This window comes from Corynebacterium pseudogenitalium, from assembly GCF_024453815.1.
Lineage (GTDB): Bacteria > Actinomycetota > Actinomycetes > Mycobacteriales > Mycobacteriaceae > Corynebacterium > Corynebacterium pseudogenitalium.
Genome location: NZ_CP072934.1, coordinates 919,061 through 933,863 on the forward strand (window position 1 = coordinate 919,061; position 14,803 = coordinate 933,863).

The 14,803-nt window shown below is 60.4% G+C and carries 16 protein-coding genes; 13 read left to right on the forward strand and 3 right to left on the reverse strand.

Annotated elements, in window-relative coordinates; all coding sequences use genetic code 11:
• Window positions 1-147 precede the first annotated feature (147 nt).
• Genes typA through KBP54_RS04485 form a run of 7 tightly spaced genes read left to right on the forward strand, consistent with a single transcriptional unit; the run spans window position 148 to window position 7,027 of the window.
• Window positions 148-2,064: a translational GTPase TypA gene (gene typA, locus KBP54_RS04455; RefSeq protein ID WP_070362695.1), complete on the forward strand. Its 1,917-nt coding sequence runs from the start codon at window positions 148-150 to the stop codon at window positions 2,062-2,064.
• Window positions 2,065-2,094: 30 nt separating this feature from the next.
• The gene (locus KBP54_RS04460) at window positions 2,095-3,774 is read left to right on the forward strand and encodes an ABC transporter family substrate-binding protein (protein WP_070479431.1); all 1,680 of its coding nucleotides are present in this window, start codon (window positions 2,095-2,097) and stop codon (window positions 3,772-3,774) included.
• Window positions 3,758-4,633, forward strand: a complete 876-nt coding sequence (gene mshB / locus KBP54_RS04465) for an N-acetyl-1-D-myo-inositol-2-amino-2-deoxy-alpha-D-glucopyranoside deacetylase (protein ID WP_305083150.1) — start codon at window positions 3,758-3,760, stop codon at window positions 4,631-4,633. Before KBP54_RS04460 ends, mshB begins: the two co-directional genes overlap by 17 nt.
• The gene (locus KBP54_RS04470; protein ID WP_256000416.1) at window positions 4,630-5,007 is read left to right on the forward strand and encodes a hypothetical protein; all 378 of its coding nucleotides are present in this window, start codon (window positions 4,630-4,632) and stop codon (window positions 5,005-5,007) included. Before mshB ends, KBP54_RS04470 begins: the two co-directional genes overlap by 4 nt.
• 13 nt (window positions 5,008-5,020) lie before the next feature.
• Window positions 5,021-5,347, forward strand: coding sequence for a ferredoxin (gene fdxA / locus KBP54_RS04475; protein ID WP_070362691.1), 327 nt, complete (start codon window positions 5,021-5,023; stop codon window positions 5,345-5,347).
• Between the two features lie 6 nt (window positions 5,348-5,353).
• Window positions 5,354-6,460, forward strand: coding sequence for a succinyldiaminopimelate transaminase (dapC, locus tag KBP54_RS04480; protein ID WP_256000417.1), 1,107 nt, complete (start codon window positions 5,354-5,356; stop codon window positions 6,458-6,460).
• Between the two features lie 30 nt (window positions 6,461-6,490).
• Window positions 6,491-7,027 (forward strand): GtrA family protein, encoded by a 537-nt coding sequence (locus tag KBP54_RS04485; RefSeq protein ID WP_070362689.1) that lies wholly within the window; start codon window positions 6,491-6,493, stop codon window positions 7,025-7,027.
• Between the two features lie 13 nt (window positions 7,028-7,040).
• On the opposite strand, the gene KBP54_RS04490 is transcribed toward KBP54_RS04485, so the two are convergent.
• The 3 genes from KBP54_RS04490 to KBP54_RS04500 all read right to left on the reverse strand — a co-directional run bounded on the left by KBP54_RS04490 (window position 7,041) and on the right by KBP54_RS04500 (window position 10,870).
• Complete coding sequence (locus tag KBP54_RS04490) at window positions 7,041-8,411, reverse strand: amino acid permease (RefSeq protein ID WP_070362688.1); 1,371 nt, start codon at window positions 8,409-8,411, stop codon at window positions 7,041-7,043.
• Complete coding sequence (locus tag KBP54_RS04495) at window positions 8,408-9,838, reverse strand: amino acid permease (RefSeq protein ID WP_256000418.1); 1,431 nt, start codon at window positions 9,836-9,838, stop codon at window positions 8,408-8,410. Before KBP54_RS04495 ends, KBP54_RS04490 begins: the two co-directional genes overlap by 4 nt.
• 93 nt (window positions 9,839-9,931) lie before the next feature.
• Entirely contained in the window at window positions 9,932-10,870 is a 939-nt protein-coding gene (locus KBP54_RS04500; RefSeq protein ID WP_256000419.1) for a 2,3,4,5-tetrahydropyridine-2,6-dicarboxylate N-succinyltransferase, read from the reverse strand.
• 115 nt (window positions 10,871-10,985) lie between these two features.
• Here KBP54_RS04500 and KBP54_RS04505 point away from each other — a divergent pair, with 115 nt between their 5' ends.
• From KBP54_RS04505 to KBP54_RS04530, 6 genes are read left to right on the forward strand one after another with little or no spacing between them, the layout of a single operon-like run.
• A complete protein-coding gene (locus tag KBP54_RS04505; protein ID WP_070362685.1) occupies window positions 10,986-11,789 on the forward strand; it encodes an LOG family protein in 804 nt (267 codons plus the stop codon).
• A gap of 3 nt (window positions 11,790-11,792) precedes the next feature.
• A complete protein-coding gene (folP, locus tag KBP54_RS04510) occupies window positions 11,793-12,629 on the forward strand; it encodes a dihydropteroate synthase (RefSeq protein WP_256000421.1) in 837 nt (278 codons plus the stop codon).
• Window positions 12,629-13,402, forward strand: coding sequence for a glucosyl-3-phosphoglycerate synthase (locus KBP54_RS04515; RefSeq protein WP_256000422.1), 774 nt, complete (start codon window positions 12,629-12,631; stop codon window positions 13,400-13,402). The genes folP and KBP54_RS04515 overlap by 1 nt, the downstream gene beginning before the upstream one ends.
• Before the next feature lie 9 nt (window positions 13,403-13,411).
• On the forward strand, window positions 13,412-13,768 hold the full coding sequence (locus KBP54_RS04520) for a hypothetical protein (RefSeq protein ID WP_070362682.1): 357 nt from the start codon (window positions 13,412-13,414) through the stop codon (window positions 13,766-13,768).
• Window positions 13,740-13,907 (forward strand): DUF3117 domain-containing protein, encoded by a 168-nt coding sequence (locus KBP54_RS04525; RefSeq protein WP_070362681.1) that lies wholly within the window; start codon window positions 13,740-13,742, stop codon window positions 13,905-13,907. The genes KBP54_RS04520 and KBP54_RS04525 overlap by 29 nt, the downstream gene beginning before the upstream one ends.
• Before the next feature lie 32 nt (window positions 13,908-13,939).
• Window positions 13,940-14,803 (forward strand): methyltransferase domain-containing protein, encoded by an 864-nt coding sequence (locus KBP54_RS04530; RefSeq protein ID WP_070362680.1) that lies wholly within the window; start codon window positions 13,940-13,942, stop codon window positions 14,801-14,803.

Below are 14,803 nucleotides of genomic sequence, written 5' to 3' on the forward strand. Positions count from 1 at the left end.
GGTGGCCGTCGAAAAGCCATAACCCTAGTCACAATAGTCACTTTTGTAACAGGGTCAAGTGAGGAGCGGGCTACAAGGTGCATGTTTTGTGCTTTGCGAGTAGCATTTAACCGTTATTTCCACCTATGCGAAGGAGCACCGGTTTCAGTGTCGCATCCTGAATTTCGAAACGTAGCGATTGTCGCTCACGTTGACCACGGCAAGACTACATTGGTCAACGCAATGCTGGAGCAGTCCGGCGTATTCTCTGACCACGGCGAACACGGTGACCGCGTGATGGATTCCGGCGAGCTCGAGTCCGAGCGTGGCATCACCATTTTGGCGAAGAATACCGCTATCCGCCGCAAGGGGAAGGGCAAGAACGGTACAGACCTTGTTATTAATGTGATCGATACGCCGGGTCACGCCGACTTCGGTGGTGAGGTCGAGCGTGGCCTGTCCATGGTTGACGGCGTTGTCTTGCTTATCGACGCCTCCGAAGGCCCGCTGCCGCAGACTCGTTTCGTGCTGGGCAAGGCGTTGGAAGCGAAGAAGCCGGTCATCATCTGCGTAAATAAGACCGACCGCCCGGATGCCCGCATTGACGAAGTCGTTGAAGAGGCCCAGGACTTGCTGCTTGAGCTTGGTGCGGGGCTGGAGGATCCGGAGGCAGCAGAGGCCGCGGAGAACCTGCTCGAGCTCCCTGTGCTGTACACGTCGGGTCGCGCTGGCCGGGCTTCGCTCGAGAACCCAGGCAACGGTAATCTGCCTGACAATGATGATCTGCTCCCGTTGTTCAACGTCATCTACGACGTGCTGCCGGAGCCTTCCGCTGAGATCGACGCACCGCTGCAGGCGCAGGTCACGAACCTTGACTCCTCTTCGTTCCTGGGCCGTATCGCGCTGATTCGCGTGTACAAGGGCACCGTCAAGAAGGGCGACACTGTTGCTTGGGTGCACTATGACGCCGAGGGTGAGCAGCACGTGAAGAACGTGAAGATTGCCGAGCTGCTGGTCACCGAGGGGCTCGACCGAGTTCCGGCGAAGGACGGCGTCGTCGCGGGTGACATCGCTGCAGTGTCGGGCATCGACGAAATCATGATTGGTGACACGCTGTGCGACGTCGACCACATTGAGCCGCTCGAACGCATCAAGATTGACGATCCCGCAATTTCTATGACGATCGGTGTGAACACCTCGCCGATGGCTGGGCGCAACGGTGGCGATAAGCTGACCGCCCGCATGGTCAAGGCGCGCCTGGACCAGGAGCTCATCGGTAACGTCTCCATCAAGGTGTTGCCGACCGAGCGTCCGGACACCTGGGAAGTGCAAGGTCGCGGCGAGATGGCCCTGACCGTGCTGATTGAAACGATGCGTCGTGAAGGCTTTGAGCTGACCGTTGGTAAGCCGCAGGTCGTGACCAAGGAGATCGACGGCAAGGTGTACGAGCCGTACGACCACATGGTTATCGACGTCCCCTCCGAACACCAGGGCGCTGTTACCCAGCTGATGGCGGCCCGCAAGGGCCAGATGACGGCGATGGGCAACACGGGCTCCGGCGATTGGGTTCGCATGGAGTTCGATGTTCCGGCTCGTGGCCTGATTGGCTTCCGTACGACGTTTCTGACCGAGACCCGTGGCGCTGGCATTGCGAACTCCTACTCGATTGAGCACCGCCCATGGGCGGGCGAGATCAAGGGCCGTCCGACCGGTTCGCTGGTCGCTGACCGCTCTGGCCAGGTCACCGCGTACGCGCTGACGCAACTCGCGGACCGTGGCGATTTCTTCGTGGAGCCTGGTGCAGAGACCTACGAGGGCATGGTCGTTGGTGCGAACAACCGTGATGAGGATATGGACATCAACATCACGAAGGAAAAGAAGCTGACGAACATGCGCTCCGCAACCGCCGACGCGACCGTCACGTTGGCGAAGGCCCGTACGCTGTCCTTGGATGAGGCGATTGAGTTCTGTGACGAGGATGAGTGCGTTGAGGTCGCTCCGGAGGCGATGCGAGTGCGCAAGATCATCCTCGACTCCACGGAGCGTGGCCGTGCCCGTTCACGTGCAAAGCAGCGCAATAAGTAGTTACGCACTGGTGCGGTAGTATCTACTGCGATGAATCCGCACATCTTTTCAGCGCCACGTCGCTCGCGATCACTGCGAGTCGGCGTGGCGCTGTTTGCGTGCTCTGGCGTGGTTGCGCTTTCTGCATGCGCCGCGTCGCCTGGCCCGCCGCCTCTCGTTGATCCGAACGATGTTGCTGCTCGTGAGATGTATGAGCAAGAGGATTCCACGACTACTTCCGCTCGACCGGAGGGCAAGACTCGCGTGCGCTCCCAGGTGGAGGTTGGTGTGGATTCGCTCCGAAACGGGCTGAACCCGCACCTTATCGCTGATGAATCTGCGGTTGTGAAGAGTGTGGCGAATCTGGTGCTTCCCAGCGCATTTCATGATGGGGTGAGAAATTCCGCACTGCTCAATGGGGCGACGGTGCTCTCAGAATCGCCGCGTGCAATGACGGTGCGCTACATCATTCGCGAGACCGCGCAATGGTCTGATGGCACGCCGGTGACCGGTGCGGACTTTGTGTACCTGTGGCGGGGGATGCGGGACACGCCAGGAGTACGAAACCCGGCCGGGTATCGCGCGATCGATGCCGTGCGTGTCAGTGGCGCGACGGGCAAGGTCGTCGACGTTGACTTCGCTGAGCCGGTTGCGGATTGGCGTGGCCTTTTCGACCACTTGTTGCCGGCGCATGTGTTTGCAGCCGACGGCTCTGATTTCGGGGTGGCGCTGCGCGACACAATTCCGGTTTCTGCTGGCCGGTACATGGTGCGCGGGGTAGACCGTGGTCGTGGAACGATTACGCTGAACCGCAATGATAGGTTTTGGGCGGCCAATCCTGCCAAGATAGATATCTTGACGCTGCATGCGGTACGCGGGACCACCCAGATTGCAGATCAGCTGCGCACCGGCCAGCTGGTGTTTGTGGATCGGGTTCCTAGCGAGACGACCGGGCGCGTGCTCAGCCTGGTACCGGGTGTGCAGACGCGGATGCTCGATACGCCACGGGTGCTAGGCGCTGTGCTTTCTGCGACGTCTGGGATGTCGCCTGAGGTTCGTTCGGAGCTTCGTTCGCTGATCGACGTTCCGCTGCTTGCAAGCATTGCGTTGGACCGCACGGCTGATGTTTCGGTTGCAAAGCACGGTCAAGTGAGCACGCATGAGCCGCACGCGGTGTATCAACACGTTGCGGCTCACGGTGCGATACGCATTGGTGCCGATCTTGCAGATCCTGCAGCGGTAGCAGCGGCTCGATCGATGGCGGACATGCTGCACGATCGTGGAGTGTCGGCACGAGTTGTCGCGACGGATTTCGGTTCGCTGATTCGCTCAGGTCTCGAGGAAAATACCGTTGATGTTTTGGTGGCGTGGCAACACGATCCGGAAAATTTGCCGGATGCTGCGAGTCGCTTGGACTGCGTCGCTGGCGCCCCTCGTGCAGGCAACCTCGCCGGTTTTTGTGAACCTCAGTCGGTGGGGCTTGCGAAAGAAATCTTGGCCGGTTCGTACGGGCTTAAGCAGGCCACCGAGGCGGTCAATGAGGTGCTCGAGCAAGAGGCACTATGGATGCCGATTGCGCGCGAGCGTCGTATTATCGCCCTCGGGGAGGGCATCATCGGGCCGGATGCAGATTTGAATAACTGGAAAGCAGGCTTATCGACGGCCGCTTCGTGGCGCCTGCAACCGAAACGAAACGAAGGAGATCGGATTAATCATGCACAACTCCCGTGACCTACAGGGCTACCGGGTGCTCGCCGTGCACGCGCACCCCGACGACGAGTCCATCACCATGGCCGGAACGCTGTTTGACCTCGCGCGACGCGGCGCAGACGTATTAGTGGTGACCTGCACGTTAGGGGAGGAAGGCGAGGTCATTGGAGAGCCATATCAACTGCTGACGAATGACCATGGTGATCAGCTAGGCGGGTTCCGCATTGCGGAGCTGCACGGCGCGCTCCAGGCGATCGGCGTCCGCGGTGAGTTCCTTGGTGGCGCTGGTTGCTTCCGTGACAGTGGGATGGCGGGATCGGAGGCCAGCAAGAACCCACGTGCATTTGTCAATAGCGGGCGTCGCGCAGTCGACGCGCTGCTGGAAGTACTGCGCCGGGAGCGTCCACACCTCGTTTTGACCTACGGCCCCGACGGTGGGTACGGGCACCCGGATCATATTCGTGCGCACGAGATCGTGCACGAGGCCGCTGAGGAGTTTGATATCCCGCGCATCCTGTGGGCAGTGCGCAGGAGGGAGGAAACCGACGCACTTTTGCCTGAGGTCGCGCCTGAAGGCTGGCGCTTGCCAAAGCCTGGCGAGCTCGACGGCGTGGACAGCGTCGATGTTTCGGTGCGCCTGGACGTTGAGGCGTACAGCGCCAAAATCGCTGCGATGGCGGCGCATGCGACACAAATCTGGGTTGCGGACGGGCGGACCAGCGCGACGAACCCGCACGCGGTGCTGGGCAAGGGGCCAGTCATGTACTACGCGCTGTCCAACTTGATTGTGCAGCCGATTCAGCCGTGGGAGCATTTCCAACTGGGCGGTGGCGAAGCGGTCGTCGACACGTCGGATGTGCTCAGCGGACTTGAGCGATGACTGAAACCCGTTTCAAGGCGGACATTGCCCGCGGCGAGAAAGCAGCAGGTCTCATCTGGCTTTCTGTCGGCGCGCTCATTTCACTTTTGTTAGAAGCTGTCAACTTGGACACACGTATTGTTGGAATCGCGGTGCCGTTTACGGTAGTCATCGCTGCGCTCTTTAATGCGGTGCTCACGAAGACTGCAGCGCTGTGGTCAGATCATCTGCTGGTCAAGCTCGTTCCACTCATTGTTTGGGTGGTAGGTTTCTTTGTTCTGCTTATCGCTCTCCCGGCGCGGGGAGCGGTCGTGCTCCCCGCGAGCCCGCTGACGCTGCTGCTCCTTTTTGCGGGTTTGGGTGGGGGCGTTTGGCCCCTTTTCGGTCGAAAGTGACATACTGGAACGCATGACTTATGTGATTGCTCAACCATGCGTGGACGTAATGGACCGCAGCTGCGTCGAAGAATGCCCAGTCGACTGCATCTATGAGGGCAAGCGCATGCTCTACATTCACCCAGACGAGTGCGTCGACTGCGGTGCATGTGAGCCAGCTTGCCCGGTAGAGGCCATCTTTTACGAGGATGACACCCCGGAGGAATGGGCCGAGTACTACGACGCAAACGTCGGCTTTTTCGACGAGCTCGGATCGCCAGGCGGGGCGACAAAGCTTGGGCCACAGGATTTCGACCACCCATTCGTGGAGGCGCTACCACCGCAGAACCAGGACGGTTAAACCTGCATGAGCACGCACCATCGCGCCGGCTTAGAGGAGCAGCTACCGGAGTTCCCTTGGGATACCATCCTCGATGTCAAGCAGAAGGCAGCCAGCCATCCCGGCGGACTCATTGACCTCTCGGTCGGGACACCGGTAGATTCAGTCGACCCTTCCATCCAGCTTGCCCTGGCTGAGCATGCCGCTGCGCCTGGCTACCCGCCGACGCAGGGGTCGGCGGAACTACGCCAAGCGATTGCCGACTCGCTGGAGCGCCGATACAACATTCAGGACCTGCACACAGACGCTGTGCTTCCCGTCATCGGCACAAAGGAGGCTGTCGCGTGGCTTCCAACCCTGCTCAACCTGCGCGGTGGCATAGTGGTGATCCCGGAGATCGCGTACCCAACCTACGAGGTGGCCGCGATCATAGCGGGATGCAAGGTCGTGCGATCTGACGTTCCAGTCGATGGTGCGTCGCTAGTATTCTTAAACACCCCGAGCAACCCAACCGGTCGCGTCCTCTCCGCAGAGGAGATGCGCGTATGGGTTGACTACGCGCGGGAAACCGGCGCGATCATCGCCTCAGACGAGTGTTACATGGGCCTTGCCTGGGATGAGGACCGCAGGCCGGTATCGCTGCTTGACCCGGCGGTCAGCGGTGGTGACAACACCAACCTCTTGGTCTTGCATTCGCTGTCAAAGACATCGAATATGGCCTCTTACAGAGTCGGTTTCATCGCTGGTGACGAGAAGCTGGTGCAAGAACTTCTGCTGTTGCGCAAGCACACCGGAATGATGGTGCCAGGACCAATCCAAGCAGCAACGCTGGCTGCACTCCGCGACGATCAGCACGAAACACTCCAGCGGCTTCGCTACGCCAACCGTCGGGTGACACTCTTGCGCGCGCTGCTCGCGGCAGGGTGCAGCGTTGAGCATTCCGAGGCCGGGCTGTACCTGTGGACACGCAGGGAAGGCGCAGATGCCCGCCAGACGCTCGACTGGTTCGCGCAGCGTGGAATCCTCGTTGCGCCAGGGGACTTTTACGGCCCTGGCGGCTCGCAGCATGTTCGAGTTGGCCTCACGGCTTCCGACGAGGCCATCGCTGAGGCCGCACAGCGACTCTCGGAGTAACACGTGACCACTCCAACAGAGCATCGTGGGATGCGTGCGCTTCGAAGCCTGCGCGAGTTTTTGCGCTTCGGCATTGTGGGAGGCTCCGGCGTCCTGGTCAATCTTTTGGTGTTCTACCTCACCAAGAAAGCGATCGAAGTCGGCTTCAATCTGCATGAGGGCGACATCTTCTTCAACCTTTTCGGCACCCGCTTTAACGTCCGCTGGTATCACGTGCTTGCTACCGTGGCGTTTCTCGTGGCGAACACATGGAACTACCAGCTCAACAGGTCGTGGACCTTCCGGGGCCCGCAGCGGCGTTCGTGGATCCGCGGGTTTTTCCCGTTCCTCACCACCGGCGTGATGGCATTCGTTGTTTCGCTGGTGTTCTTGACGTTGTTTATGAACCCGAACTCCCCAATTGGGTTGCCGGACAGCATTTTCGACGACTCCACCGGTCTTCGCACGAAGTCCTACTGGTCGCAGGGCCTGGCGACGCTGATCGCGACACCGGTGAACTACATCATTAATAAAATTTGGACGTTTTCGAAGCCGAAAACAGCTCCGAAAACGTCCGCGTCTTCCTAGTTGTGCTTGCCCGTTAGACGCTTTCCTTGGATGGGCGCACCAGGAAAGATGCGCCGATCAATACCGCGGAGACGATGAGGACCGCGATAATTTGGCCTCTGGTGGAGGCGTCGAAAAGCATGAGGATGGTGAGTCCCACGAGGGCAATCAGCGTTGCCCACGGAACCCAGGTCGCTCCGCGTACCTGCACTGCGGAGTTCTTGATCTGCGGGTGCAGTCGGATGTAGCTCAGCGTGATCATTACCCACGTGACCATGAGGCAGCCGCCGACGGCGTTCATGAGGAAGTCGAGCAGCCCTGGTGGGTTCCACCACTGCAGGCCGACTGCGGCGAAGGCGAAGAACATCGACACCAATACGGAGTTCATTGGGACGGCGTTCTTGTTCGTGGCGCGAAGCCAGCGCGGCGCGTCGCCTTCGAGTGCCTGTTGGTAGGCGAGGCGAGACGTGCCGTAAATCTGGGCATTGAACGCGGAGAGCAGCGCCAGGACGATGACGGCCTCCATGAACCCGACGACGCCTGGGATGTTTGCCATGCTGAGCACCTGGGTGAATGGTGAATCTGCAGCGGAGTCGGCACCGTCGATCTGTGCGTATGGGATCAGCAAGATGATGACGATGATGCTTCCGATGTAGAAGAGTGCGATGCGCCAGATAATGGAGTTGACCGCGCGCTTGACGGCCTGCGCGGGGTTCTCCGACTCTGCCGCCGCGATGGTGACAACCTCGATACCGCCGAAGGCGAACGCCACGGCGAGCAGCCCAGCGGCGACGCCGGCGAAGCCGTTCGGCATGAAGCCCGACTCCCGGACGTTGTCCAGGCCGACGAAGTCGTGGCCGGGGAGGATGCCGAGGAAGAGCGCGGCGCCGATGGCCAAGAAGAGGATAATGACGGCGACCTTAATCATGGCGAACCAGTACTCAAACTCGCCAAAGCCTTTCACCTGCGCGAGGTTGATGACAGCGAAGAATACCACTGTGACCAGCGCTGGAACCCATTGGGGGACGCCAAACCAGCCAGACATAATTGCGGCTGCGCCGGTGATCTCGGCGCCACCAACCATGATGAGGAGGAACCAGTAGAGCCAGCCCAACAGGAAGCCGGCCCAGTGGCCGAACGCCTGGCGCCCGTACGTCGCGAACGAGCCGGAAGACGGGCGGGCTGCAGCCATCTCGCCGAGCATGCGCATAACCGAGATAACAATCAGGCCTGCGATCGCGTATGCGACCAAGATGGCGGGGCCTGCGGCCCGGATGCCGACGCCCACTCCGAGAAAGAGACCGGCGCCTACCGCCATGCCCAGACCCATCAGGGTCAGGTGACGCGATTTGAGGCCGGTGCCCAGCGTGGCGTCGTCGGATTCAGTGTTGCGTTGAGTTGTCATCGGATGTTCCTCTCGGCGGCGTCCTTAGCGCGTTGTTGGAAAGTGTCGGTGCGGGTCCAGAGGACGCCAGCGATTGAAATGATGCCCACGACGACTGCTACCGCGAACATTTGGAAGCGGCCGTCAGGGTTGGTCAGCATGAGCACCACGATGGCTCCCGCCAGTACAACCGTTGCCCACGGCAAGACTCCTGGAGCCCACATGCGAACGTGCGTGATCTCGTTGCGCTTCACTAGCTGCGGGTGAATGCGCAGGAACGAGAATGTGATGGCGAACCACAACACGATCAGGCAGCCGCCTACCGCGTTGAGCAGGAATGCGAGCAGTCCAGGGGGATTCCAGTACTGTAGTGCGACAGCTACGAAGCCGAAGAACACGGAGAGCACGACGGCGCGCATCGGTACGCCGCGGTGGTCGGTGCGTGCGAAAGCCTCGGGGGCGTCGCCGCGCAGGGCCAGGTTGTGGAGGAACCTGGAAGAACCGTAGATCTGTGTGTTGCACGCGGAGAGCAGCGCGATGACGATGACGGCTTCCATAATGCCTACCGCGCCCGGAATGTTTGCCAAGTGCAGCACGGCGGTAAACGGGGACTCGGAAGCGTCGTTCGCCCCACCGATGTCTTCGTATGGCAGCAGCAAGACGATGAGCAACACGGATCCGATGTAGAAGATGCCGATTCTCCAGATGATGGAGCGGATCGCGGAGTGCACGGCAACCTCGGGGTCTTCGGATTCGGCCGCCGCGATGGTGACCAGCTCAATACCGCCGAATGCGAACGCAACTGCGAGCAGTGCCGTGGCGACGCCACCCCAGCCGTTCGGCATGAACCCGAACTCGGCAATGTTCGTTGTGCCGACGAATGACGTTCCCGGCAGGAGCCCCAGCCACAACGCCACGCCGAGGGCGAGGAAGAGACAAATCACGGTGACCTTAATCAGGGCAAACCAGAACTCGAATTCGCCGAGGTTTCGCACTGCGGCGAAGTTAATCGCCGTGAAGATAACAATCGCTGTCAGCGCCGGGATCCACGGAGACACCGCGAGCCATGATGCGATGATGGCGGAAGCGCCGGTGATCTCGACGGCCATGATCATGATCATCATGAACCAGTAGAGCCAGCCGATGGCAAAGCCTGCCCACGGACCGAAGGCCTGTTCCGCGTAGGTAGAAAACGTGCCCGAAGAAGGGCGCGCGGCAACCATCTCCGCGAGCATCTGCATGATGCACACGGTGATTGCGCCAGCGATCATGTACGCAATGATGACAGCGGGGCCTGCTGCGGCGATACCCACACCAGTGCCAAGGAAGAGCCCGGCGCCAATTGCTGAGCCGAGGCCCATCATGGTCAGGTGCCGGGTCTTCAGTCCGCGCTGTAACGATGTCGACGCCCGAGTTGGGGTAACAACCGGTGAAGCTTTCAAAGACATGGCAATTACCTTAAACACTCATGTACTTTCATGCCTATCATTCGCAGTTGTGTCGCCCCGTGCACTGCGAATTCGGCCCGTAAAAGTAGAGCGTTAGCTGCTTCGCGCGCGCAGTGCGGGCGTGGTGCTTGCCGGCTCTTGGTGGATGCTGATATCACTCTGACCAGCAATCTCACTTGCTGGAATATGTGTCTCATTTCTTGTGTCGTAGATAATTGTCGACGGCTCCAGCATCACATTGACACCGATCTCGCAGTTGTCCCCGAGATCCACCCCGATTACACCCGATGCGGGGTGAAGCGTGCAATTGCGTCCGACTCGTAGCGGGATCCGGTTATGTCCGCTGCCGCGCGCAGCCATCAGCACCGCCGACAACGCAACCTCGGTACCTTCACCAACCGTGACAGCGGAGGAGAGCCGCCCCTCAATCTTTGCCGGTCCAAGAGCTCCGGAGTTGTGCGAGACGTAGCCCTCACGGATCACGGACGTTCCCGGAGCCAAGTAGGCCCCGAGGCGGACGCGCTCCGCCTCAGAAATTGAGACCCCAGTCGGCACCACGTAGTCGACCATGCGGGGAAGCCGCTCGATGCCGTAGACGTGGATGTTGCCCCTGCTACGCAGGCGAGTTCGCACGAATTCGAAGTTATCCGCCAAGCATGGGCCCTTATTCGTCCATACCACCGGCTCGAGGTGTTCGAGGCAGTCTTCCATGTTGACTTCGAAGGGGCGCACCAGGCGGTGGGAGAGCAGGTGGAGCCGAAGATATACGTCGTGGGCATCCACAGGGGGTTGGGACAGGTCCGCGATTGTGGTGCGCACCGGCACGTGCTCGACGAGCCGGTCCGAGTCCATGCCCACCAGGCTGAGGAATGCGTCCCCAAGTTCGTGCGCGCTGACTCTGCGGGATCCGGAAGTGAGGCTGGAGGGGTCGTCGATAAGTGAAGGGGAAGGGTACCAGGTGTCGAGTACCGTACCGTCCAGCGAAATATTGGCAATACCTGTGGCCTGCGCTCCTTGTAACATGCTTGTCATCTTAAACGCACAGTCACAAAGGGCCGGACTCGGACGACAAGCGGGGGAGGGGTTGGCCTAGCATATAAGTTTTTGGCAGAGTCGAACTCAACGTGTTTTGAGGAAGGAAGGACCCATGGCACCTCACAAGTCACCGCGACCGGACAAGGAGCGAAAACTGCGCGGCCCAATCATGCTGCGAAGCGAGGACACCGAACAGCCGACGACGCACGACCGTCGCCTCCTGGAGTCCTTGGGCTACAGCGACCACGACTGGAAACACGCGGACCCGTGGCGTGTGATGCGAATCCAGTCTGAGTTTGTCGCAGGCTTCGACGCACTGAGCGACTTGCCGAAGGCGGTCACTGTGTTTGGCTCCGCACGCCTCAACGAAGGCACGGAAGAGTATGCGCTGTCATGCGAGGTAGGCAAGGCGCTCGTCGAGGCGGGATACGCGGTCATCACTGGTGGCGGTCCAGGCTTGATGGAGGGGCCGAACCGCGGTGCCCACGATGCCGACGGCATCTCGGTGGGGCTCGGCATTGAGTTGCCGTTCGAACAAACGCTTAACGATTGGGTCGACCTCGGCCTGAACTTCCGCTACTTCTTCGCGCGCAAGACAATGTTCTTGAAGTACTCGCAGGCGTTCATCGCGCTGCCGGGCGGGTACGGGACCATGGACGAGCTGTTCGAAACGCTCGTGATGGTGCAAACCCAAAAGGTTACGAACTTCCCGATAGTGCTCATGGGCACCGAGTTCTGGTCCGGCCTGGTTGCGTGGATTGAGGAGCAGCTGCTCGGCCGCGGCCTCATCTCGCCGGGCGATGAATCCCTGTTCTACGTCACCGACTCCGTCGACGACGCGATCGCGCACATCGTGCACGCACATAAGGTGATGACAGACGCGCGCCTGCGAGATGCTCACAACGAGGACGTCTAACAGATGCCTGGCCGCATCGCAGAGGTAATGGCGATCATCAACCGGACGCCAGATTCGTTTTACGACAAAGGAGCAACGTTCGCGATAGAGCGAGCACTGGATCGAGCCGATACGGTGATCGCGCAGGGCGCGTCGATTGTCGACGTGGGCGGGGTAAAAGCAGGTCCCGGCGACGAAGTCGACCCCGCAGAGGAGATCGAACGCGTCGTCCCTGTCATCCGGGGCATCCGCCTCCGGCACCCGTCAATACGCATCAGCGTGGACACCTGGCGCGCCGACGTTGCACAGACTGCAATCGAGGCGGGTGCCGACCTAATCAACGACACCTGGGCTGGCTACGATCCCGAGCTCGTCGAGGTCGCCGGAGCGCATCGCGTTGGGTACGTCTGCTCCCACACCGGCGGTGCGGTACCTCGCACACGCCCACACCGCGTCCACTACGACGATGTCGTCGCCGACGTCATCCGGGAAACCACAGCGCTCGCCGAGCGCGCCGTTGCTTGCGGCGTGCCCGAAGAGCTCGTGATGATCGACCCAACGCACGACTTCGGCAAGAACACCTTCCACGGACTGGAGTTGCTGCGCCGAGTCGACGAGCTCGTCGCGACAGGGTGGCCAGTCCTCATGGCGCTGAGCAACAAAGACTTCGTCGGCGAGACGCTCGACCGTGCAGTTGGCGAGCGAGTCGCAGGGACGCTCGCAGCGACAGCGTGGTCCGCCGCACGCGGCGTCGCAGCCTTTCGCGTCCACGAAGTCGCCGAAACCCTCGACGTGATCCGAATGACCGCCGCCATCCAGGGACATATGCCACCGATCAATACCGTGCGGGGGCTTGCGTAGTGCGCGTCAGTGTGGTCATCCCGGCGCTGAACGAGGCCGCAACCGTCGGACACGTTGTGCGACGCTGCTGCGTTGCAGATGCAGTTCGGCGCGATGGGGAAGTACTGGTCATCGACTCGGATTCACACGACGACACCGCGACGCTTGCCGCCAGGGCGGGGGCTCGTGTGGTGAACTGGCGCGAGGTCAGCGCGATTGAACCGCAGGAAGGCAAGGGTGAAGCACTGTGGCGCGGTGTGAAGGCCGCGCGCGGAGAGTTCGTCGTGTTTATCGACGCCGACGTCACCTCCCTCGAGCCGTGGTGGATTGATGCACTCATCGAGCCCTTCAAGACCCCGGAGATCCACCTTGTGAAGGCTCGTTACAAAAGATCCCTGGACGGGCGGCCTTCTGGCGGCGGGCGTGTCACGGAACTGACTGCAAAGCCGTTGCTACGACGGTTTTTCCCAGCATTGAGTGATATTGGTCAGCCACTGGCCGGCGAATATGCAATACGTCGAGATACAGCGCTGCGGCTGCCGTTCGTGGCGGGATACGGCGTTGAGTCGGGGCTGCTCATCGACACCTTCGCCAGGTATGGGCGCAATGCTATTGCGGAAGCGGATCTTGGAACTCGCGTACACCGCAACCGCCCGCTTGAGGAGCTGGGGCCGATGGCGGACGTGGTGGCGTCGACAATTCTCGACAGGGCGTTGGTATCCGGACAGCTTGGTTCCGAGCAGAAGACGAGGCAACGGCTGCCCTGGTGCGAAATTCTGAGCACTGAACGCTAGTATGATGACATGCTTTCTTGGATCATCCTGATTATCGCCATTGCCGTTTTTTGCGTGCTTGGTTTCTTGCTCTTTAGCCAGCTGTTTGGGCGCGGCGAACAGCTGCCACCCATGATGGAGACCGAGGACGTCAAGTCCGCGAACCGGCTCGCAGTTGAGGAGGGCAACATTGGAGACGTGCACCTTGAAGTGGTGCACCGTGGCTACCGGATGGACCAGGTCGATGACCTGCTTACCGCACTCGGTGAGAAGTACGGCTTTGCTCCGACTATCAGTCAGCTAACTGAAAACAGCGTAGTATTGGATACAAACGTTTTGACTGAAGGAGAAGCGACAGATGGCAGCAATGAAGCCGCGCACCGGTAATGGACCAATGGAAGCCGCAGAAGAAAGCCGGAAGATTGTCATGAGGATTCCGTCCGACGGGGGCGGTCGCCTGGTCATCGAGATGAGCAAGGAAGAGGCTACTGAGCTCGGAAATCTGCTGATTGAAGCCGTAGGATAAGAATTCTCTAAACTTAAGGTAATATATCCAGCATGCTCAAAGACATAATTGATGTGCTGGCAGATCCTATAGACCTTACTCCTCTTTGTGGTGAAGAGGAGTTTTCACGCCTCGTTTCCGAAAGTGGCCACTCGTACGATGTGGCGAAGCAGGGCTACGTTACGCTGGCGAGCGGAAAAGGTCTGCAACATGTCGGTGACTCGTTGGAGATGGTCCTCTCCCGCGAGTCATTTTTGTCGCAGGGGCACTTCGCCCCGTTCGTTGAAGCGATGACGGAGCACGTAGAACACGTGCTTGACCTCAGCGCGCCTGAGGAAGACCACCCTGCGATCCTCGAAGTCGGCGCGGGGACCGGCTACTACCTGTCGCACACCCTGGACTCCGTGGTTGGTGCGCGCGGTGTCGGACTTGATATCTCGGTTCCAGCTGCGAAGTATCTTGCAAAGGCACATCCGCGAATCGGCTCGATTGTGGCCGATGTGTGGCAACAGCTTCCAATTGCGACCGGGAGCATCCACGCGATTACCGTGGTGTTTGCCCCGCGTAACCCAGCAGAATTCGCTCGCGTGCTTGCGGATGACGGCCAGGTTGTAGCGCTCATTGCGGATCAAGGCCACCTCGATGAGCTGCGTGAGCCCCTCGGTATCTTAGGCGTCGAGCCCGGCAAGCTGGACCGCCTCGTCGAGCAGTCAGAGGGCCACCTGGAGCTGGCCGAAGACCCAAAGGAACTTGTCTTCCCGATGCGTTTGGACCGCGAATCTATCGCGGCCCAGGTCGGAATGAGCCCATCCGCCCGCCACATTGAGCGGGGCGAATTGGCGCGTCGTCTTGACGCCCTGCCGGATCACATGACCGTAACCGCGCACGCACAGCTCGTGCGCCTGCGCAAGGCGTAA